Source organism: Glutamicibacter sp. TV12E, assembly GCF_052441935.1.
GTDB lineage: Bacteria > Actinomycetota > Actinomycetes > Actinomycetales > Micrococcaceae > Glutamicibacter.
The window spans coordinates 3,661,235-3,681,814 of sequence record NZ_JBQVVF010000001.1 but is presented as its reverse complement, the minus strand read 5'-3'; the positions used below and the strand labels follow the sequence as shown (position 1 = coordinate 3,681,814).

22 protein-coding genes are annotated in these 20,580 nt (G+C 60.5%); 19 read left to right on the top strand and 3 right to left on the bottom strand.

The window, feature by feature from the left end; genetic code table 11:
* Window positions 1-8 precede the first annotated feature (8 nt).
* From prmC to ACT7DV_RS17365, 13 genes are all read left to right on the top strand, one after another.
* Window positions 9-899 carry a peptide chain release factor N(5)-glutamine methyltransferase gene (prmC, locus tag ACT7DV_RS17425; protein ID WP_444664498.1) on the top strand — a complete coding sequence of 297 codons (891 nt, stop codon included), beginning with the start codon at window positions 9-11 and terminating at the stop codon, window positions 897-899.
* 12 nt (window positions 900-911) lie between these two features.
* Window positions 912-1,595, top strand: coding sequence for an L-threonylcarbamoyladenylate synthase (locus ACT7DV_RS17420; RefSeq protein WP_444664496.1), 684 nt, complete (start codon window positions 912-914; stop codon window positions 1,593-1,595).
* Window positions 1,592-2,710, top strand: a complete 1,119-nt coding sequence (locus ACT7DV_RS17415) for an MraY family glycosyltransferase (protein ID WP_444664494.1) — start codon at window positions 1,592-1,594, stop codon at window positions 2,708-2,710. Before ACT7DV_RS17420 ends, ACT7DV_RS17415 begins: the two co-directional genes overlap by 4 nt.
* Before the next feature lie 166 nt (window positions 2,711-2,876).
* Window positions 2,877-3,311, top strand: a complete 435-nt coding sequence (locus ACT7DV_RS17410; protein WP_444664493.1) for a hypothetical protein — start codon at window positions 2,877-2,879, stop codon at window positions 3,309-3,311.
* Window positions 3,312-3,597: 286 nt separating this feature from the next.
* A complete protein-coding gene (gene atpB, locus ACT7DV_RS17405; RefSeq protein ID WP_084793160.1) occupies window positions 3,598-4,389 on the top strand; it encodes a F0F1 ATP synthase subunit A in 792 nt (263 codons plus the stop codon).
* A gap of 97 nt (window positions 4,390-4,486) precedes the next feature.
* Entirely contained in the window at window positions 4,487-4,699 is a 213-nt protein-coding gene (locus ACT7DV_RS17400; RefSeq protein WP_028268761.1) for an ATP synthase subunit C, read from the top strand.
* Window positions 4,700-4,779: 80 nt separating this feature from the next.
* Complete coding sequence (locus ACT7DV_RS17395) at window positions 4,780-5,334, top strand: F0F1 ATP synthase subunit B (RefSeq protein ID WP_060701291.1); 555 nt, start codon at window positions 4,780-4,782, stop codon at window positions 5,332-5,334.
* The gene (locus ACT7DV_RS17390; protein ID WP_146274869.1) at window positions 5,334-6,146 is read left to right on the top strand and encodes a F0F1 ATP synthase subunit delta; all 813 of its coding nucleotides are present in this window, start codon (window positions 5,334-5,336) and stop codon (window positions 6,144-6,146) included. Before ACT7DV_RS17395 ends, ACT7DV_RS17390 begins: the two co-directional genes overlap by 1 nt.
* 122 nt (window positions 6,147-6,268) lie before the next feature.
* A complete protein-coding gene (atpA, locus tag ACT7DV_RS17385) occupies window positions 6,269-7,906 on the top strand; it encodes a F0F1 ATP synthase subunit alpha (protein WP_444664879.1) in 1,638 nt (545 codons plus the stop codon).
* Between the two features lie 76 nt (window positions 7,907-7,982).
* Window positions 7,983-8,876 (top strand): F0F1 ATP synthase subunit gamma, encoded by an 894-nt coding sequence (locus ACT7DV_RS17380; protein WP_060701293.1) that lies wholly within the window; start codon window positions 7,983-7,985, stop codon window positions 8,874-8,876.
* A gap of 36 nt (window positions 8,877-8,912) precedes the next feature.
* Window positions 8,913-10,358, top strand: a complete 1,446-nt coding sequence (atpD, locus tag ACT7DV_RS17375) for a F0F1 ATP synthase subunit beta (protein WP_060701294.1) — start codon at window positions 8,913-8,915, stop codon at window positions 10,356-10,358.
* Window positions 10,359-10,360: 2 nt separating this feature from the next.
* Window positions 10,361-10,630: a F0F1 ATP synthase subunit epsilon gene (locus ACT7DV_RS17370; RefSeq protein ID WP_022876332.1), complete on the top strand. Its 270-nt coding sequence runs from the start codon at window positions 10,361-10,363 to the stop codon at window positions 10,628-10,630.
* A gap of 8 nt (window positions 10,631-10,638) precedes the next feature.
* Complete coding sequence (locus ACT7DV_RS17365) at window positions 10,639-11,067, top strand: DUF2550 domain-containing protein (protein WP_060701296.1); 429 nt, start codon at window positions 10,639-10,641, stop codon at window positions 11,065-11,067.
* A 66-nt stretch (window positions 11,068-11,133) separates the two neighbouring features.
* Here the strand turns inward: ACT7DV_RS17365 and ACT7DV_RS17360 are convergent, their stop codons facing one another.
* On the bottom strand, window positions 11,134-12,342 hold the full coding sequence (locus tag ACT7DV_RS17360) for an N-acetylglucosamine-6-phosphate deacetylase (RefSeq protein WP_444664489.1): 1,209 nt from the start codon (window positions 12,340-12,342) through the stop codon (window positions 11,134-11,136).
* 65 nt (window positions 12,343-12,407) lie between these two features.
* Complete coding sequence (nucS, locus tag ACT7DV_RS17355; RefSeq protein ID WP_444664487.1) at window positions 12,408-13,103, bottom strand: endonuclease NucS; 696 nt, start codon at window positions 13,101-13,103, stop codon at window positions 12,408-12,410.
* A 59-nt stretch (window positions 13,104-13,162) separates the two neighbouring features.
* Between nucS and ACT7DV_RS17350 the strand changes: the two genes are divergently transcribed.
* A complete protein-coding gene (locus ACT7DV_RS17350) occupies window positions 13,163-13,513 on the top strand; it encodes a hypothetical protein (protein ID WP_444664486.1) in 351 nt (116 codons plus the stop codon).
* Between the two features lie 6 nt (window positions 13,514-13,519).
* Here ACT7DV_RS17350 and ACT7DV_RS17345 read toward each other — a convergent pair whose 3' ends face one another.
* On the bottom strand, window positions 13,520-14,836 hold the full coding sequence (locus tag ACT7DV_RS17345) for an AI-2E family transporter (RefSeq protein ID WP_444664484.1): 1,317 nt from the start codon (window positions 14,834-14,836) through the stop codon (window positions 13,520-13,522).
* Between the two features lie 161 nt (window positions 14,837-14,997).
* Between ACT7DV_RS17345 and ACT7DV_RS17340 the strand changes: the two genes are divergently transcribed.
* The 5 genes from ACT7DV_RS17340 (at window position 14,998) to ACT7DV_RS17320 (ending at window position 20,534) form a co-directional block, all read left to right on the top strand.
* Complete coding sequence (locus tag ACT7DV_RS17340; RefSeq protein WP_444664482.1) at window positions 14,998-16,716, top strand: hypothetical protein; 1,719 nt, start codon at window positions 14,998-15,000, stop codon at window positions 16,714-16,716.
* 5 nt (window positions 16,717-16,721) lie between these two features.
* Window positions 16,722-17,633 (top strand): co-chaperone YbbN, encoded by a 912-nt coding sequence (locus ACT7DV_RS17335; RefSeq protein WP_444664481.1) that lies wholly within the window; start codon window positions 16,722-16,724, stop codon window positions 17,631-17,633.
* A gap of 119 nt (window positions 17,634-17,752) precedes the next feature.
* A complete protein-coding gene (locus ACT7DV_RS17330) occupies window positions 17,753-18,517 on the top strand; it encodes an ABC transporter ATP-binding protein (protein ID WP_060701302.1) in 765 nt (254 codons plus the stop codon).
* Window positions 18,493-20,058 carry a transporter gene (locus ACT7DV_RS17325; protein ID WP_444664479.1) on the top strand — a complete coding sequence of 522 codons (1,566 nt, stop codon included), beginning with the start codon at window positions 18,493-18,495 and terminating at the stop codon, window positions 20,056-20,058. Before ACT7DV_RS17330 ends, ACT7DV_RS17325 begins: the two co-directional genes overlap by 25 nt.
* Window positions 20,059-20,282: 224 nt before the next feature.
* Window positions 20,283-20,534 (top strand): DUF3039 domain-containing protein, encoded by a 252-nt coding sequence (locus tag ACT7DV_RS17320; protein WP_022876321.1) that lies wholly within the window; start codon window positions 20,283-20,285, stop codon window positions 20,532-20,534.
* The last annotated feature ends 46 nt before the right edge of the window (window positions 20,535-20,580 follow it).

The following is a 20,580-nucleotide window of genomic DNA, read 5'->3' as shown; positions in this document are numbered from 1 at the left end:
GCAGCGCCTTGGAAGAACTCTCAGCCGTTCGCCATGCGGCGATCGCGGCGCTGGCCAGCGCCGGGGTGCCAAGCCCCGGCGTTGATGCCGACCTGCTGCTCTGCCACGTGCTGGGCATCAGCCGCTCGGAGCTCAAGCTCCGCGAGCTGCGCGGCGATGTTTTCCAGGGCGAGCAGCGCGAGCAATTCACCGCACTGGTCGCCGCGCGCCGTACCCGCATTCCGCTGCAGCACCTGACGGGGGTAGCCCACTTCCGCTATCTCGAGCTGAAAGTCGGCCCCGGGGTCTTCACCCCGCGCCCGGAGACCGAAACCGTGGTGCAGCTGGGACTGGATTTTGTGGCCGCGCACCGAATCGAAGCTCCTTCTTGCATCGATTTGTGCTCCGGCTCCGGGGCCATCGCTGCGGCGCTGGCCAGCGAGCTGCCAGGCTCCAAGGTCTGGGCGGTCGAGCTGTCCGCCGAGGCCATCGGCTATACCCGCGCCAATTGCCTGCCGCACCAGATCACCGTCCTGCACCAGGATGCCACCAGCCTGCCCGGTCAATTCAACGGGTCCATGGACCTGGTGATTTCCAATCCTCCCTATATTCCGCCCAACGCAATTCCACGCGAGGCAGAAGTCCGGGACCACGATCCGGATATGGCCCTCTATGGACTGGGCGAGGACGGATTGCAGATTCCTCGGGCCATCAGTGCCCAAGCCATGAAGCTGCTGCGCCCCGGCGGATATTTTGTGATGGAGCACGCCGAAGTCCAGCAAGACTCCGCCGCGGCGATGCTGCGCGAGGCCGGATTCGAGCGGGTGGCGGGCCACAAGGACTTGACCGGACGTGCCCGAGCTACCTCCGGCTACGCACCACACCGAGAAGCAGTACCACCTACGACCCACCGTGCATGAAAGAATGATCCCGTGAGCACAAGATTTTTGGTAAGCAACGAGCAAGAGCATGCAGCAGGAATCACCGCGGCCAAAGCCGCCTTGGCGGACAAGCGATGCATCGTCTTGCCCACGGATACCGTCTACGGGATTGGGGCCGACGCTTTCAGCGCCCAGGGCGTAGCCATGCTGTTGGCAGCCAAGGGTCGCGGGCGCACCATGCCGCCACCGGTACTCATCGCGCAAACGGCCACCATGGATGGACTGGCCCGGGACATCCCGGATGCCGCCCGCAAACTTGCCGAAGCCTTCTGGCCTGGCGGGCTGACCCTGATTTTGCAGGCGCAGCCGTCGCTGACCTGGGATCTGGGGGAGACCCGCGGCACCGTTGCGCTGCGTGTTCCAAATGATGACACCGCCCTGGAACTGCTGCGCGAAACCGGCCCGCTGGCTGTTTCCTCGGCCAATCGCACCGGTCAGCCCGCAGCCTTGGATGCCGATTCGGCCATGGAGCAGTTGGGCGAATCCGTTGACGTTTACCTTGATGGCGGTTCGCGCGGCGAGAATTCGGCCGATGCCCTGCCATCGACCATCATCGACTGCACCGGCGAACACCTGAAAGTCGTTCGCTCTGGCGCGATTTCCATCGAGGAACTGCGCGTTGTCGTCCCCGAGGTGCTCGACCTGGGACAGGATGCCCCAGGCCAGCGCGCATGAGAATATACCTTCTGCTCATCGCCTTCAGCTTCACCGCCTCATATTTGCTGACCCCCATGGTCCGTTCGCTGGGCCAGCGGTACACCGCCAACCAGATGCTGCGCGAACGCGACCAGCATCAATCGCCCATCGTGAAATTTGGCGGCGTGGCCATCATCGCTTCCTTCGGCATGGGCATTTGGCTGGCGAGCAATTTCCACTTCTTCCGTGGAGTCTTCGGCGGCCAGGCAATCCAGGGCCTGAGCCTGGCGCTGCTGGTGATCCTGATCCTTGGCCTCGCCGATGACATGTTCGACTTGCGCTGGTGGATCAAGCTCCTGGGGCAGATACTCATTGGCTGGCTGATGGCGACGCACGGGGTCCTGATCCAGTCGCTGCCCGTGGGCTCGTGGCAGATCAGCGAACAATGGCTGCAGGTTGTTGTCACCATATTCCTGATTGTCCTGACCATGAACGCCATCAATTTCTCTGATGGCCTGGACGGCTTGGCCGCCGGCCTGGCAGCTATCGGTGCTGCCACCTTCTTCGTGTACTCCTACGTTCTGGCGACGCATGTGAGCGCCGATGACTATGCGAATCTCGGCGCCCTGCTGTGCGCCCTGTTGCTCGGCGCCTGCCTGGGCTTCCTGCCGCACAACTTCAACCCGGCGAACATCTTCATGGGCGAGACCGGGGTGCTGGCTATCGGCTTGATCCTTTCGGTGGCCGCGATCGCTGTCACCGGGGACGTGCAGGGACTCGAGGCCCGCCGATTCCGCAATATCCCGGCCTACATGCCCATGCTATTGCCGATGGTGATCGTGTTCCTACCAGTGCTGGACCTTGTACTCTCGGTCTTCCGTCGCCTGGCCAACAAGCGCTCACCCTTTTCACCGGATTCGAAGCACATCCACCACCGGATGCTGGCCCAGGGCCACTCGGTACGCCGAGCGGTGATCCTGCTCTATCTGTGGGCCGCCGCGATCGCAGTTTCGGTGGTGTCCATTGCCTTCATTCCGGTGTTCTTGGTGATCCCCATGGCACTGATCCTCTTCTTGGCTGCGGCCATCGGAACGTGGTGGCCATTGGTCGTTCAGCGAGTTGGCGCTCTGCGCAAGCGCCTGGGGCATGATTAGCTTCACCAAATGGCCGAGTAATCCACAAGCAAAGTCTTTCTATCTCGTGTAGAATTCAAAGTAGATCTTCTTTCGGGAGCTCTTTTTGGGCGAGCGGAAGTTTCAAGTTTCATCAGCATCGTGGGTGCATGATGGTCCCTCGGATTGGCGAAGAAAGGTTGCGGACGTGACTTCCAGTTCTGCCCGCATCAGCACTTCCTCAGCTCCGAAATCCATCTGGTTGCCGATTTTGGCTTTGTCACTGGTGTATTCGCTGATCGCAACGGCCGCATTTTTCCTGATTTCGTGGTTGTTCGCTGATCTGCGTTACGCACTGTCGGGCGCATTGGCGGCCGGGGTAGTTATTGGCCTTTTTGCCATTGGCATTCTGATCGCCGAAGCTGCAGGACGAATTCGCCGTTCGTGGGCCATGCCTGCGTTTTTGGGCGCATATGTCATCAAGGTTTTTGGTATCGCCTTCGTGTTGTTGAACCTGGGTTTGCCCGAATGGGTTAACCGACAGGGATTCGTTCTTGCAGCAGCTATCTCACTCGTTGCCTGGCAGGTTGGCGAAGTCCGAGCCTTCATGAAGGCCCGGCTGGCAATCTACAACGAGGACTAGGGAGTACCGGCCGGCTAATGTGTCGGAAGGATGCTGTGAGTTTGATAAGCTTACTACGGGTCATTTTTAGCTGAACGCTGTTATGCGTGAGGCTGGATACAAATGCGCTTGCGGGGAAACCTGCAGGTGGCACCTCATCAGGGTTGATGCCTCCGGCAACAGCTGTGGTGGGATCCCCGTTTGATCTTTTCTTCACACGGTGAGAGGCAGTTTCCGCCAGTCACCGCCTTTTGCCCGTGACCGTTACTGCAGAGAGGACAGCGCGTTGTTCGCGTTTGCGCTCCCAATGGCCTCAGAAGAAGGCGGCTTCATTCCGCCATCGGTGTCCGATACCCACCTCCCAGAGATTTTCCCATGGGCAGCTGAGTACGGCACCGGTTTCGGCAAGCAGATGCTCATGATCGTTTTGTCGATCGCGCTCATCACTTGGTTCTTCACCATGGCCATCAAGAACCCGAAGCTGGTTCCAGGCAAGATGCAGTACATCGCTGAATCCGGTTACGCCTTCGTGCGTAACGGCATCGGCCGCGACATCATCGGCGAGAAGAACTTCCGCCCGTGGATTCCGCTGCTATTCGCGACTTTCTTCTTCGTACTGCTCAACAACCTCTTCGGCGCGATCCCGTTCTTGCAGCTTCCATCGTTCTCACACGCTGGTTCTGCATACGCGATGGCCATCATTATCTACGGCACCTGGATTGCTGTAGGCCTGAAGAACCACGGTATCCGCTTCTTCAAGCTGGCCGTCACCCCACCAGGTGTCAGCCCAGTGATGTTGATTCTGCTGGTGCCGTTGGAAATCATTTCTAACTTCATTGTCCGCCCGCTGACGCACTCGCTGCGTTTGATGGCAACGATGCTGGCAGGCCATATCATTGTGATGCTGGCTGCTTCAGGCGCACGCCACTTGATCGTCGTCCAGGACTCGCTGGCACTGAATGGTGTTGGTGTTCTGGTCATCGCAGGTTCCGTGGCTATGTACTTCCTTGAATTGTTGATCATGGTTCTGCAGGCGTTCGTGTTTACGCTGCTGACCGCGATCTACATCCAGGGTGCAATTGAAGCCGACGCCCACTAGGCCATTTCTTATTTACTAAATCCCAAATGTTCTTCCTTGAACGATTCAAGGAAAACCTCACAACCTACCGGCAAAAAGCCGGTATCTTGAAAGGAAAATTCGCATGAGCGGCTCCCTGAACATGATCGGCTACGGTCTGGCAGCAATTGGTTCGGCTATTGGCGTGGGCTTGATCTTCGCAGCGTACATCAACGGCGTTGCACGTCAGCCAGAAGCACAGCGCATCCTGCAGCCAATCGCAATGCTCGGCTTCGCACTTGCTGAAGCACTGGCCATCCTTGGCCTGGTTTTCGCCTTCGTTATCAAGTAAGTCCTTCCCGGCTGTAGTGGCCTCGCCACTATCGCGAGGCATACACACAAGTGGAAACTAATAGATAAGGAATGGTGAGAATGAATAGCACTGACTTCATCCTCGCTGCGGGCGAATCGGTCAACCCGCTGATGCCTAACCCGTGGGAAATTCTCGTCACGGGCGTTGGCTTCGCGGTCCTCCTTTTCATCGTCATCAAGGTCATCGCTCCGAAGTTTGAGCAGTCCTATGAAGATCGCGTCACCGCGATCGAAGGCGGTCTTGAAAAGGCCGAGGCAGCGCAGAAGGAAGCAGAGGAGACCTTGGCACAGTACAAGGCCCAGCTTCTGGAAGCACGCACCGAAGCAAACCGCATCCGCGAGGAAGCTCGCAGCGAAGGCGCTCAGATCCTTGAAGATCTGAAGACCAAAGCAACCGACGAGGCTACTCGCATCAGCGAGCAGGCTCAGCGCCAGATCCAGGCAGAGCGCGCAGCCGCTCTGTCCTCGCTTCGCACCGACGTGGGCACCTTGGCCACTGAGCTTGCAAGCAAGGTTGTTGACGAAGCTCTGAAGGACGATGCCCGTGCACAGCGCGTGGTTGATCAGTTCCTGAACGATTTGGAAGCTCAGCAGAACGCAGGTGCATCGAACTAATGGCAAGTGTATCGAGCGAGTCATTGGCAAAGGCCTTGGAGTTCTTGGAACCCAAGCTGGCACTGGCATCTATTGAGCTGCCAAAGGAACTGTTCGCGGTCCTGGAAGTACTGGATGCAAATGCCGGTCTTCGCCGAGCACTGACTGATCCAGCCCGTGAAGATGCCGAAAAGGCAGGCCTCTTGGCCCAGCTGCTGCACGGGAAGGTCTCGGCTGCCGCTGAGGACACCGTCGCCCAGCTGGCTTCAACCCGCTGGAGCTCGGAACGCGACATTAGCGATGCGCTCGAAACGCTGGCTGTCACTGCGGCTACCGCAGTGGCTGAACAGCAGGACGGCGCTTCAGGGCTGAACAAGCTGGAGCAGGATCTGTTCTCCTTCATCGAGGTGGTCCGTGGAAACCACGAACTGCAGCGTGCGTTGGATGATGCACAGGCCCCAGTTGAAGCTAAGCGCGCACTTGCGCTCAAGCTTGTGCCTAACGCGTCGCAGACCTCGCAGGTTTTGATCTCCCAGGCAGTTTCGAACCCACGTGGTTTGAAGCCTGCAACCTTGGCCGAACGCTTCGTTGAACTAGTCGCCAAGCGCCAGCAGCGCTGGATCGCTACGGTGACCAGCACTGTGGAGCTTTCCGAGGCTCAGCGTTCGCGCCTGGAGACCAGCCTGAACAAGCTATATGGTCGTCAGCTCAAGCTCAACACCGCTATCGACCCATCGCTGGTCGGTGGACTGGTAGTAAAGGTTGGCGACGAAGTTGTCGACGCTTCCGTGGCATCGCGCGTGGCCGATTTGCGCCGCGCACTGGCTAGCTAGGACTTCTGCCAGGAGTTAGCTCCTGGCAGTTGTTCCGGCTCGCCGGGACCAACACAGACTTCATTCACATCGATCCACCATTCTTGAGGGTGGATCACAATTTAGGAGAGCAGGGACTGCAGATGGCCGATTTGACCATCAATGCCAACGACGTCCGCAATGCCCTAAACGAGTTCGCATCTTCCTACGAACCGGGTAAGGCAGAGCGCACCGAGGTGGGACGCGTCGTCGCCGCGAGCGACGGCATCGCCAGAGTGGAAGGTCTTCCTTCCGTTATGGCCAACGAGTTGCTGAAGTTCGAAGATGGCACCCTGGGCCTGGCCCAGAACCTCGATACCCGTGAAATCGGTGTCGTTGTGCTTGGTGACTTCACCGGCATCGAAGACGGCCAGAAGGTAGAGCGCACCGGCGAGATCCTTTCGGTTCCAGTCGGCGACGGCTACCTCGGCCGCGTTGTTGATCCACTGGGTGAGCCACTGGACAACATGGGCCCAATTGCCGCTGAAGGACGTCGTGCCCTGGAGCTCCAGGCACCAGGCGTGACCCAGCGCAAGAGCGTTCACGAACCATTGCAGACCGGCCTGAAGGCCATCGACGCAATGATCCCGATCGGCCGTGGCCAGCGTCAGCTGATCATTGGCGACCGCCAGACCGGTAAGACCGCTATCGCGGTTGACGCCATCCTGAACCAGCGCGACAACTGGGCAACCGGTGACGAAACCAAGCAGGTTCGCTGCATCTACGTGGCAATCGGCCAGAAGGCATCGACCATCGCTGCCGTACGCCAGACCCTCGAAGAGCAGGGCGCCCTGGAATACACCACCATCGTGGCTTCCCCGGCATCTGACCCAGCAGGCTTCAAGTACTTGGCACCATATGCAGGCTCGGCCATTGGCCAGCACTGGATGTACAGTGGCAAGCACGTTCTGATCGTCTTTGATGATCTGTCGAAGCAGGCTGAAGCCTACCGCGCCGTGTCGCTGCTGCTGCGCCGTCCGCCAGGACGCGAAGCCTACCCAGGTGACGTCTTCTACCTGCACTCCCGCCTTCTTGAGCGTTGCGCCAAGCTTTCGGACGAGCTCGGTGCAGGTTCGATGACTGGTCTTCCAATCATCGAGACCAAGGCCAACGACGTGGGCGCGTTCATCCCGACCAACGTCATCTCGATCACCGACGGCCAGATCTTCTTGCAGTCGGACCTGTTCAACGCCAACCAGCGCCCAGCTGTCGACGTGGGTATCTCGGTATCCCGCGTTGGTGGTTCGGCACAGGTCAAGGCCATGAAGAAGGTCTCCGGTACCTTGAAGCTTGAATTGGCTCAGTACCGCGACATGCAGGCCTTCGCAATGTTCGCTTCGGATCTGGATGCCGCTTCCAAGCAGCAGCTGACCCGTGGTGCACGCCTGATGGAACTGCTCAAGCAGGGCCAGTACACCCCATACGCTGTTGAGGATCAGGTCGTTTCGATCTGGGCCGGCACCAACGGCTACCTGGACGATGTCCCGGTTGAGGACGTACGCCGCTTCGAAGCTGAATTCATCGACTACCTGCGTCACCGCACTGACGTTCTGACCGTGATCGGCCAGACCGGCAAGCTGGAGAACGAGACCTTGGAAGCCATGAAGTCCGGCATCGCCGACTTCAAGGCAGGCTTCTTCGGTGCAGGCAGCGATCAGCTGGTTGCCGCTGGCCACGAAGAGCACGACGCTCTGAACGCCGAGTCCGTTGACCAGGAACAGATCGTCAAGCAGAAGCGCTGACAATTTTCTTGTGCTGAAGTTGCGGCGCCGGTGACGGCGCCGCAACAACAGCACAGGGGATAAGGAAAGGACACACATGGGAGCCCAGATTCGGGTCTACCGCCAGAAGATCGGATCGACCAAGTCGATGCGCAAGATCTTCAAGGCGATGGAACTGATCGCTGCATCCCGCATTGGCAAGGCACGTACGCGTGTCGCGGCATCACTGCCGTACGCCAATGCGATTACCCGTGCAGTAACCGCCGTCTCGTCCCAGGCCGATGTCGAACACCCACTGACCACCGAGCCGGCGCAGGTACGCCGTGCCGCGGTCTTGGTGATGACCTCGGACCGAGGACTTGCCGGGTCCTACTCCGCCAGCGTTCTGAAGCAGGCAGAGCACCTCGTGGAACTCCTGCGTGAAGAAGGCAAAGAAGTCAAGACCTACCTGGTCGGCCGCAAGGCACAGGCTTACTTTGATTTCCGTTCACGCGAGTACGCCAGAGTGTGGACCGGGGAAACTGATTCTCCGCGTTTCGAAACCGCACACGAGCTGCGAGACGTCCTCCTGGAGGACTTCAACACCGACTACGAAGAGGGTGGCGTGGAAGAAATCCACGTCGTCTACACCCAGTTCAAGTCGATGGTCACGCAGGAACCGACGGTCATCCGTCTGTTGCCGTTGGAGGTTGTCGAGGATGAATCCGAGACTCCAACCGACGAGCTGTTGCCACTGTACGAGTTTGAGCCATCGGCGGAAGAAGTGCTTGACGCGCTGCTTCCTCGGTACATCGAGTCTCGATTGTTCAACTGCCAGCTGCAGTCCGCAGCCTCCGAGCTTGCTGCACGCCAGCGGGCAATGAAGGCCGCAGGCGACAACGCAGGCGAACTGATCAAGAAGTACACACGATTGCTTAACAATGCCCGTCAGGCTGAAATCACCCAGGAGCTTTCGGAAATTATTGCCGGCGCCGACGCGCTGAACGGCTAATTCCCGCTAACTCCGACCAGACAAGAAGTGAGAAAGATGACTGCCCAACTCAACGAGCAGGTTACCGCAGGGGCCATCGGTCGCATCGCGCGCGTGACTGGCCCGGTCGTGGACGTCGAGTTCCCAGCCGATGCACTGCCTGCTATCTACAACGCACTGACCGCTGAGCTGACCCTCAACGGCGAAACCAAGAAGATCACCTTCGAAACCAGCCAGCACCTCGGTGAGGGCTTGGTTCGCGCGGTATCGCTGCAGGCCACCGACGGCCTGGTCCGCGGTACCTCGGTGACCGATACCGGCGCTGCGATCTCCGTCCCTGTTGGCGACGGCGTCAAGGGCCACATCTTCAACGTATTGGGCGATGCCCTGGACGTTGACAACTCGGAGATCCAGGTCACCGAGCGCTGGCCAATCCACCGCCAGCCACCTAAGTTCTCTGAACTTGAGGGCTCGACCGAAATGCTGGAAACCGGCATCAAGTCGATCGACCTTCTCACCCCGTATATCAAGGGTGGAAAGATCGGCCTCTTCGGCGGCGCCGGCGTGGGCAAGACCGTTCTGATCCAGGAAATGATCACCCGTGTTGCACGTAACTTCGGTGGTACCTCGGTATTCGCCGGTGTGGGCGAGCGCACCCGTGAAGGCAACGACCTCTGGGTCGAAATGGATGAGGCCAACGTTCTGAAGGACACCGCCTTGGTGTTCGGCCAGATGGATGAGCCACCAGGAACCCGTCTGCGCGTGGCACTGTCCGCACTGACCATGGCGGAATACTTCCGCGATGTCCAGAACCAGGACGTGCTGCTGTTCATCGACAACATCTTCCGCTTCACCCAGGCCGGTTCCGAGGTGTCGACCCTTCTGGGCCGCATGCCTTCCGCCGTGGGCTACCAGCCGAACTTGGCCGATGAAATGGGTCTGCTGCAGGAACGCATCACCTCGACGAAGGGCCGCTCGATCACCTCGATGCAGGCTGTCTACGTCCCGGCCGATGACTACACCGACCCGGCTCCAGCAGCAACCTTCGCCCACCTGGATGCAACCACCGAGCTGTCGCGTGAAATCGCGTCGCGCGGTCTGTACCCGGCAATCGATCCGCTGACCTCGACCTCGCGAATCCTGGATCCGCAGTACATCGGCCAGGATCACTACGATGTAGCCATCCGCGTGAAGGCTATCTTGCAGAAGAACAAGGAACTGCAGGACATCATCGCGATCCTCGGTATCGACGAACTGGGCGAAGAGGACAAGATCGTCGTTGCCCGTGCACGTCGCATCCAGCAGTTCCTGTCGCAGAACACCTACACCGCAAAGCAGTTCACCGGTGTCGAGGGTTCGACCGTTTCCATCAAGGACACCATCGAAGGCTTCAAGGCCATTTGCGATGGCGACTTGGACCACATTGCGGAGCAGGCGTTCTTCAACATCGGCGGTCTGGACGACGTCGAGCGCCAGTGGGCCGAAATCCAGAAGGCTAGCTAATTATGGCTGAGCTTCAGGTCGAAATCGTCGCGGCCGACCATTTCGTGTGGTCCGGCGCTGCGAAGCTGGTCAAAGCTCGCTCGGTAGACGGCGAGATCGGAGTTCTGCCCGGTCACGTTCCGATGCTGTCGGTGCTTGCCGCTGGGGATCTGGAAATCGAACCGGTTTCCGAGTCCCGCTTCTCGGTCCAGGTCGACGGGGGATTCTTCTCCGTCGAGTCGGACCGCGTAGTGATCGTTGCTGACAACGCTGTGCTTGGTACCGCAGCGTAGGCGATGAATTGTTTGAGATAACCGCACCAGTTCTAATCGCGCTGCTGATCCTGATCGGCATCGCCTTGTTCTTCGGCGCCATGGCTGTGCGCCGCATTCAATTGCGGCGCACGCTGGGCACCTTCGATGCCTCCATCCGGACTCCCCAGGGACAATGGATGATGGTCATTGGCCGCTACGGCGGGGGACATGTAGACCTGTTGCGGTTTTTCTCTGTTTCACCGGTGCCGCGATTCCAACTTGAGCGAAGAGGGCTGGACATCAGCGGAACCCGTCGCGCCACAGACGATGAAGCCTCGCGGATTCCGCCAGGATTTGTTGTGGTGATGCTGACCCGGAACGGGGATGAGCTGCTGCTGGCCATGGACTACCGTGACTACACCGGTTTCTCTGCCTGGCTTGAAGCCGGGCCGATTGCCGGAAGCTGGCAGATCTAGAATTTCATACGCAAGAGCCGCCGTGACCTCATGGGTCACGGCGGCTCTTGCTATCCCCTCGAAGACTCAGAGGTATTGGCCCTTGCGGATGGCTTGCACCAGCTGCAAGTCCTCGTCGAGCACCAGGGCATCGGCGGCAAATCCGTAATGCAGGGAGCCAACCTCGTCGGCAAGGCCGATCAGCGAAGCCGGGACGGTTGTCGCAGAGCTCACCGCTTGTACCAGGGGGACCCCGGCTGCCACTGCTTGCCGGAGCACCTGCAGCAAGGTGGAGGTGCCGCCTGCCAACGAATTATCGCTGGCCAGCCGGGCCTGTGAATCAACGACGTTGACCTGTTGCGGGCCGAGGGCGTACTGGCCGTCGGCAAGCCCCGTAGCTGCCATGGAGTCGCTGACAAGCAGGACATTCTCGGCACCGACCAGGCGGTAGACCAGGCGAACGGTATCGGGGGACAGGTGCACCCCGTCGGAGATCAATTCCACGAAGGCGTTGCGATTGGCCGCTTCTTCAAGGCAGGCCGCCACCGGTCCCGGTTCACGGTGGTGCAAGGGCGGCATGCCGTTGAACAGGTGCGTGACCGTTGGGCGCTCGGTAAAGCCATCTACGCCGGCGCTGAGCAATTCTTCTCGGGCGTAGCGCAGCGAGTCAGCGGCAACCTGGGCCGAGGCGTTGGTATGGCCCAGCGAGGGAATGACGCCGTGGGACACCAGCTGCTCGATCAGCTCCTCGCTGCCCTCCAGTTCTGGCGCATAGGTCATGGTGCGCATCTGGCCGCGGCTGGCGGACACCATTTCGGTGACGAACCCCGGATCCGGCAATTGCAGGTAGCGAGGGTCCTGGGCGCCGCACTGGGCTTCGGAAAGGAACGGCCCTTCGGCATGAATGCCGGCGATTGCGCCGGACTCGGCAAATTCCGCCAGCAACTCGGCGGCTTCGATCATGGAGTTCGGCTCCGCGGTGACCAATGAGGCAAGCAAGGTGGTGGTACCTGAACGATGGAGGTACTCCAGGGCGCTGGTGATGCTGGAATGATCCGGTGCCGAGAAATCCGCGCCAAGGGCGCCGTGGCAGTGCAGGTCAACTAGGCCCGGGATGATGGTGGCTCCCGCTGCCAGCTCCCGGACTTCATAGTCGGCTGCATCGGGCAGAGCAGCAAAATCATCTCTGTTGCCTGCGAAGCTGATTCGATCTCCATCCACGGCAAGTACGCCGTCAGTGACCTTGAGTCCATCGGAAATCAGGGTGGCGATAAGGGCGTAGCGCGTCGATGTCATGTTCCCAGCTTAGAAGACAGAACGCCCTGAGTCATCGACCCAGGGCAATTGTTCTTAAAGCGGGGTTAGAAAAGCCGGCCAGCAGAGTCGTCGACACCGCGCATGGCGTCATAATCCAAAGTCAGGCAGCGAATTCCGCGATCTTCGGCGAGCGTGCGCGCCTGCGGCTTGATTTGCTGCGCGGCAAAGATGCCGGTTACGGGCTTCAGCAGCGGATCGCGGTTGAGCAAATCCAGATAGCGCGTGAGCTGCTCAACGCCATCGATGTCGCCTCGGCGCTTGAGCTCCACCGCGACGGTGGCTCCCTTGGCATCGCGCGCCAGGATATCCACCGGGCCGATCGCGGTCATGTATTCGCGGCGGATCAGCTTGTGGCCATCCCCGAGCAGGTCGATCTGTTCGGCCAGCAGGCGCTGGAGGTCTGCTTCCACGCCGTCCTTGATCAGGCCCGGGTCGGTGCCCAGAATATGCGCCGAGTCATGTTCGAAGCTGTGGAAGTTGATAGTCAGCTTGTCATCGGTCTTGGCGCTTGCCACGGTCCAGGTGGAAACGGCGCCCAGCGCGGCGGCATCTTCATCGGGTATTCCCTCGCGGAGAGTCAGCGGCGGGTTCATCCAGTTCAGCGGCTTGTAGCTGCCACCATCGGAGTGGATGAGCACCGAGCCGTCGGCCTTGACCATCACCAGACGAGTCGCCAACGGAAGGTGGGCTCGAAGACGGCCCTCGTAATCTACTGAACACTTTGCAACCACTAAACGCACCTCACACACTTTACTAGCTGGTTGCGTGTTGTGCGGGGAGATACGGCATGATTAATGACATGCCACGTTCAAACCGTCCGCGCCGTTCAAAGAATCCCCGTCCCGGCAAGGCGCGGAATCATGATGAAGAATCAGAGTATGAAGCTGGCGCCGATGACTGGCTGCAACGCGCTCGTTTCGGCGTGGTGCGGTTGCAGGACGCTCCCGATGGCCAGTGGCACGTACGCAAGATTGCACCGTTGAATGCCAATAAGGCCTATATCTGCCCCGGATGCCACCAGAAGATTGGCGTCGGGGTCGGGCATGTGGTGGCGTGGCGGGCAGATCACTGGTCCGGCAATGACGCGGCAGCCTCGGCTCGGCGGCATTGGCACCCGCACTGCTGGGACACGCGGTCCTACCGCTACTAGTTGCCGCTAGCGGCGGTCCTGGCGTGCGATGAAGACTTCTCGCAGCAAGATCATGGCGCTGGCCGCCACCGGAATCGCCATCAATGCACCTGTAACCCCGGCCAAGGTTCCGCCGGCAATGACCGAGATGACGGCGACGGCACCAGGAACGGCTACCGCCCGGCGCATGATGCGAGGCGATACGAAATAGGCCTCCACCTGCAGGTAGCCGAAGTAGCAGATCGCGTAGATCAAGGCGGTCTGCCAACCCAGGGACAGTGTCACCAGGGTGACCAGGATTCCGGCAATCACTCCGCCCACGAGCGGAATGAACGCCAGCATGGCCACCAGCAAGGTGAGCAGCGCGGTGAACGGTACGCCGAGAATGGTCATCAAGAGCAGGGCGACCAGCGAGTTCAGAACCGCTACAGTCGCCTGGCCCATGACGTAGTTGCCCACCGAGCGGGTAATTCTCTCGGCGAGCTCGGTGACCCTCTCGCGCTTGGAGCGCGGAGCCAAGCGCAGCGAGAAGCCCATCATGCCCGGCAACGAGGCCAAGAAGTAGATGGCCAGCACCAGGACAATCAGCACGCCGAACATCGACTGGGCTACGGTTTGCGACACGCCAAGGACGCCGCCGAAGACATTGGTCACGGCCCCGGAATCTCCGAAGAAGCGGTCTACCTCGGTGGTCACGCGTTCGGAGAGCGCATATTGCTGGTCGATTTCGCGCACCCATTGGCTATTCAAGAAATCGGCAACGATATCAGGAGCCCGGGTGATGAAGGTGGTGATCTGGTTGACCAGTGTCGGGATGATCAGCGCCATGAAGCCGCCGAAGATGCCCAGCATGCCCACCATGGTGGCGACTACGGCCAAGGGGCGGGATAATCCGCGGCGCATCAGGAAGCGGACAACCGGATCCAGGCCGAGCGCAATGAACAGGGCAATGGCGATCCAGGTCAGCAGCGAACCAACATTGGCCAGCACATAGTAGCCGCCCAGGGCCAAGCCCACGCCGATGGTGGCCAGGAAGCCCATGGAAATCGGATGCAGCACCGGGAAGGGGTCGAAGGTCTCTTCCGACTGGTTATCGGGAACCTCGCCCAGGGCGGCGGTGCGGGATGGAGTGCTGAACATTTTTGCCAGGCTAGCGCCGAGGCGCCGGGCCAGCGTGCCCTGCGGCTGCGCGGCCTGGGTTTCAGCGGTATTTGGTCCGCTGGATGTCGTTTCCGGGGAATTCACAGGTTGTGAAGCACCCGGCGCTGATGAGGGGGAGGGCGTACTGGCACGATCCTCGGGGTCATGAGGATCGTGGTGCTGGCGCTGCTGATCTGGCTCCATGGCACCGAGCATATCGCGGGTGAGAGGTGAATATGTGTTTCAAGACATTGAGTTAAAACACCAATGAGCCACTTCACAGCCCCGGAACGGAACCATGTTCACGCCGAACTCGTTAGACTTGGGAATGAACTGCAGTAAGACGTAGGCGAATAGGTGAACTCGTGCGAAAAGTAATCTCCGTGATCGCGATGCTGCTGGGGGCTGCGGCCCTCGTAGCCGGCATCGGACAGAAGACCTTTTGGGCCCCGCCCGAAACGGTCACCGCTTCCATGCCGCAACTGGACGGCGAGGCGCCCCTGACCTTGATCGAGCCCTCGGTCAACGACCCGAAGGTCGCACCGGTGGAACTGGTGATCAAGGCCAAGGGCGAATTCACTGCATCTTTGGGACGCAGCTATGACGTGGATGCGTGGGTCGATGACGCAGCGCACGTGTCGCTGACCGGTATTGATACCGTGAACCACAAGATGATCGCCGAATACGTTGATGGCGAAGCCGAAGTGCCCAACCCTGCAGGCGATGACATCTTCTTCGATTCGCAAAGCGCTGACGGCACCATGACCTACCGCTGGACTGCTCCAGATTCCGGCGACTGGTCCCTGCTGCTGGCTGCTGGCGGAAAGGACGCTGCTCCAGTGGATATTTCGGTAACCTACGCCAACGACGACGCAATGCCCTTTGCGCTGCCATTGATCATTGCGGGCTCATTGCTGCTGGTCTTCGGGCTGGCCCTGCTGGTGATGCGTCCGGGCAAGCCGAAGACCGGCTCGAATGCCCAGCACTCCGTGGCCGCGGCAGCCGTTGTTGCCCTCGCCCTGTCCGGAGTCACCTTGCCGATGCAGCCCCAGGAGGAATCCAGCGCATCGCCTTCCGAGTCTGCCGCCAAGTCCGGCGATGCCAGCTCCAGCGCCGCTTCCTCGGCACCTGCCGAGGAATCCGGTTCCGGTTCCGCCTCTGCCTCGGAAAGTGAAGAGGAGCCGGTCGCGTTCCCGGTGCTGACCGAAGAGCAGCTCAAGAGCGTTCTGGCAGATGTCCAGAAGCAGGTCGGCAACGCCGATGAAAAGAACGACACCAAGGCTTTGGATTCCCGCGCCGCAGGTGCCTTCAAGTACCTGCGTGGCAAGCGCTACGACATGCTCAAGGATGAGTTCAAGGTGGATAAGCCGCTGACCCTGAACGCCCAGGTCCTGCGCTCGGCTGCCGTGCCAAATGCCAGCGAGGCAAGGTTTCCCCGCGTGATCTCCGTGGTGACCGCCAAGGACAACGACGCCAATACCCTGCCTCAGGCCCTGACCCTGGTCCAAAAGAGCGCACGGGATAACTACAAGGTTGTATTCGCAGGACAGATGCTCCCTAACTCCTCCTTCCCTGGCATTGCCGTGGGCGACCCGGCCACCAAGCAGTTGACCGCTGATGCCAAGGATTTGCAGATGACGCCGGAGAAGGCCCTGGAAGCCCTCGGTGATGTGCTGACCAACGAGGATTCAAAGCAAAAGGGCAAATTTGCCGAGTCCGAGTTCATCAAGGCCATCCATGCGGCCCAGAAGTCCGAGTCCGAGAATGCCGACGAGGCCAAGGTCAGCTACAAGCGCTCGGTCACCAAGGGCGACACCTTCGCGGTATCCACTCCTGACGGTGGCGCTATCGTGGCAGGCAAGCTGGATAACAAGGCCTTGTTCGAGCGCACCGAAAACGCCGACCCGCTCAAGAGCAGCGACAAGCTGACCGAGCAGCTGCTGGGTTCCAGTTCCTCCAACGGCAACGTGGAGAGCACCTACGCTGAGCCGGTGATGTTCTATATTCCTGCCAATGGTTCTGAAGACAAAATCCAATTGATCTCCGCTGACCAAGTCCTGCTCGACGTAAAGGAAGTTGACTAGTACCCATGAGCGAAGAGAACATTCCTTCCACCCGCGGCGCGGTAGACCTCTCGGCGTTGGCCCACCATAGCCCGCAGGCCACCGGCACCACCGATTCGGCGGCTGCCAGCTGGAGCACCAGCCTGGACGAGGCATCCTTCGAGCAGTTTGTTGGCCTCTCCCAGAGCGTGCCGGCCATCGTGTCGCTGGGTTCTCCCCGGGTGCAGGTCTCGGCTGATCTTGATGCCGTGCTGCGCAGGCTGGTTGACGCCAAGAACGGCAAGTTCGTTCTCGGCGTGGTAGATGCCGAAACCTATCCCCAGATCGCCCAGGCCTTCCAGGCCCAGCAGATTCCGATGGTTGTCGCCCTGGTCAAGGGCCAGCCGGTGCCGCTGTTCCAAGGCCCGGCCGCCGAGGAGCAGATTCTCCAGTTGCTGGGCCAGCTGGAACAGCTCGCCGTGCAACAGGGCCTGAGCGGAACGGTGCCGCCATTGAGCGGAAGCGCTGGGAACACCGAGCCCGAGTTGCCACCGCTGCACCAGAAGGCCGTGGATGCGATTGACGCGGGGGACTACGCCGCCGCCGAAGCCGCCTACCTCGAAGCGCTCAACGAGAAGCCGAACGACCACGACGCGCAGGTGGGCGTCTACCAGGTGCGGCTGCTCTCGCGCACGCAGAACCTCGATTTGAACAAGTCGCGCGAACTGGCAGCGCAGAATCCGCAAGAGATTGCCGCACAACTCGATGTGGCTGACCTTGATGTGATCGGCGGCCATGTGGAGGATGCCTTTGCCCGTCTGGTGTCGTTGATTTCGAAACTGGCAGACGATGATCGCGAACGAGTTCGCCGCCGCCTCATTGAGCTCTACGCAGTGGTCGGAAACAACGATCCCCGCGTGGCTGCCTCGCGACAGAAATTGGCGCGCGTTCTGTTCTGATCCGTCCCGCTTCGCCTTGCCCCGGTCGACAAGTTCGCTTGTCGGCCGGGGCTTTTTGCACCCAAGATTAATTCCAAAGGATGATGCTTATTGAGCAGGCGTATTGCTAGCCTGAAAACATGACTCAGATCGCACTGGATATTCGCGGCCTCGCCAAGCAATTTGGCCCCAAGGTCGCGGTGGATAACGTCAGCCTGCAGGTGCCTGCAGGCTCTTTCTATGGCCTCGTGGGCCCCAACGGAGCCGGCAAAACCACGATGCTGTCCATGGCCACCGGACTGCTCCGGCCCGATTCCGGCCAAGCCCTGGCCAATGGGGTGGATATCTGGGCTGATCCCCAGGCGGCCAAGGCAACCCTGGGCGTGCTGGCCGATGGCGTGCGCCAGTTCGACCGGCTGACTGGCCGGCAGCTGGTGAGCTATTCGGGGCTCTTGCGGGGCATGGACCGGGCCGAGGTCGCTGAGCGTACCGAAGACCTGTTGCGCGTGATGGATCTGACCGGGGACGGCGACAAGCTGGTGGTGGATTATTCAGCCGGCATGACCAAGAAGATCTCGCTGGCCACGGCAATGATCCACTCGCCCAAGCTGCTGGTGCTGGACGAGCCCTTCGAGGCCGTTGACCCGGTATCGGCCGCCAACATCCGCGACATCCTCAACGACTACGTTGAATTCGGCGGCACCGTGATCGTTTCCTCGCATGTGATGGATCTCGTGCAGCGCATGTGCACCCACGTGGCAGTGATTGCCGGCGGCGTGCTCAAGGCGCAGGGCTCTGTTGAGCAGGTGCGCGGCGGCATGAGCCTGGAGGACCGGTTTGTTGATCTGGTGGGCGGACGGGCAAACAACGAAGGGCTGTCATGGTTGCGCACATCCTCAAACTGAAGCTCCTGCTGCTGGCCAATGGGTTCAAGCGTTCGACAGGCCAGCTGATCGGAGTGATCATCGGCGGGTTGTACGCCTTAGGGATGATCGTGATGCTCACGCTCGCGGCTTGGTTCCTGGCTGGCGAAACCGCCATCGACGCCGAATTGAGCATCATCATCGGTTCACTGGCGGTGCTTGGCTGGGCCATCATTCCGCCGCTGCTGACCGGTGTTGACCTGACCTTGGAGCCTTCGCGCTTTGTGCACTTCGGCATTCCGCAGAAGGTCCTGGGCCCGGCGCTGGTGCTCTCCGGCTTCATCTCGGTTCCGGCGATCTTGACGATTATCGGCCTGGTTGGAGGGTCGCTGATCTGGCGGCTTGATCCGCTGGTGCTGCCGATTGCCGTCGTGGCGGCCATCGCCACCGCGGTGATGGCCGTCCTGGTCTGCCAGTATTTGACGATCTTGGCCACGGCCCTGCGTGCCAAGCGCCGCTTCCGGGAACTGACCTTCGCCGTGCTGTTCTTGCTGCTGATCTGCTTGGGGCCGATCATCTCCTCGATCGCCTCGGCCGCCAACAGCCTGCTGGACTGGGTCGGCCCGATCGCCAGCGTCCTGGCCTACACGCCGCTGGGAGCCGCCGCGGCCCTGCCCGGTGCGCTGGCCCACGGCGATTACCTGCAATTTGCCGTCTGCTTGATTCTTGCGGCGGTCTACCTGGGTGGACTGTATTGGCTGGTGAACCGGGCGACGGCGCAGGCCACGGTCACCCCTCCGCCTCAACAGCGGGCCGCCAAGCACAGCGGACTGGGCTTTTTCAAGTACACCCCGGGGACGCCCACTGGCGCGGTGACCGCCCGCGCACTGACTTATTGGCTCAAGGACCCGCGCTACGCCATCGGGGTGCTGATGGTGCCGGTATTGCCGCTGCTCTTCTGGTTCACCGGCAGCCAGTCCGGAAACTACACCATGATGTACCTGTTGGGACCCTTGATTGGAGTCCTGCTCGGCTTTTCCATTTCAGCGGATATTTCCTATGACAACACTGCCTTTGCCCTGCACGTGCTGACCGGAGTTTCGGGGCGTGCGGACCGCGCCGGGCGCGCACTGGCCTGCTTTGCGCTGTCGATTATCCCGGTGCTGGCAGCGGCCATCCTGCCTGGCGCCATCGCCGGTGAGGCATGGCGGATCCCGGGGGACCTGGGGCTATCCCTTGCCGCTTTGCTGGTTGCCCTCGGCGTGGCCTCGGTGGCCTCGGCGCGCTATACCTATGCGGTGCCCCTGCCGGGGGATAACCCGATGAAAACCCCGCCGGGCAACGGCCTGCGCGTAGCGGTGACGCAGCTGGCCACCATCGGCACCATGGCGATCTTGCTGATTCCGGTGTTCATTCCGTACCTGATGGGGTGGTTCCAGGAATCGCAGGGCCTGGGCTTGCTGACCTTGGGCATCGGCCTGGTGCTCGGCGTTGGGCTGCTGTTCGGCGGAATCGCCCTGGGCGGCAAATGGTACGAGCAGCGGACCCCCGAATTGATGCAAGCCGTCATGCTCAACAAATAACGTTCCTTGCTTCCGAAGAGACACGGAGCCATCAGCCAGATCCGGAATCTGGCTGATGGCTCCGTGTCGTTGTTGGCGATCATTCTTCGTGGTTAATCACTGGCAGAACGCCGCCACAGCCCGCAGGAGAACGCGGAAACAAGGGGCGAATTTGCCGTGGATGTGGATAATCTCCCATGCCGATCGGACGGACAGCGGGGCTAATCCGTATTAGACTTGAAGGCATGGTGGAACAGTCTGAAGAAACCCGTGGCGGCACAGCGACAATCGAGCGTACCGAGACTACCCAGAGTGTCGAGGCCGGCGATCATGAGCGATTTGCCCACTACGTGCAGAAGGAAAAGATCATGGAGTCGGCGCTCTCCGGCGAACCAGTGATCGCTTTGTGCGGCAAGGTCTGGACCCCGGGTCGAGACCCGAAGAAGTTCCCGGTATGCCCTGAGTGCAAGGAAGTCTACGACTCCTTGATGGGGTAGTGCCCGAGAAAAACAGCACTACTTCACACACAGCACGCGGCCGGGA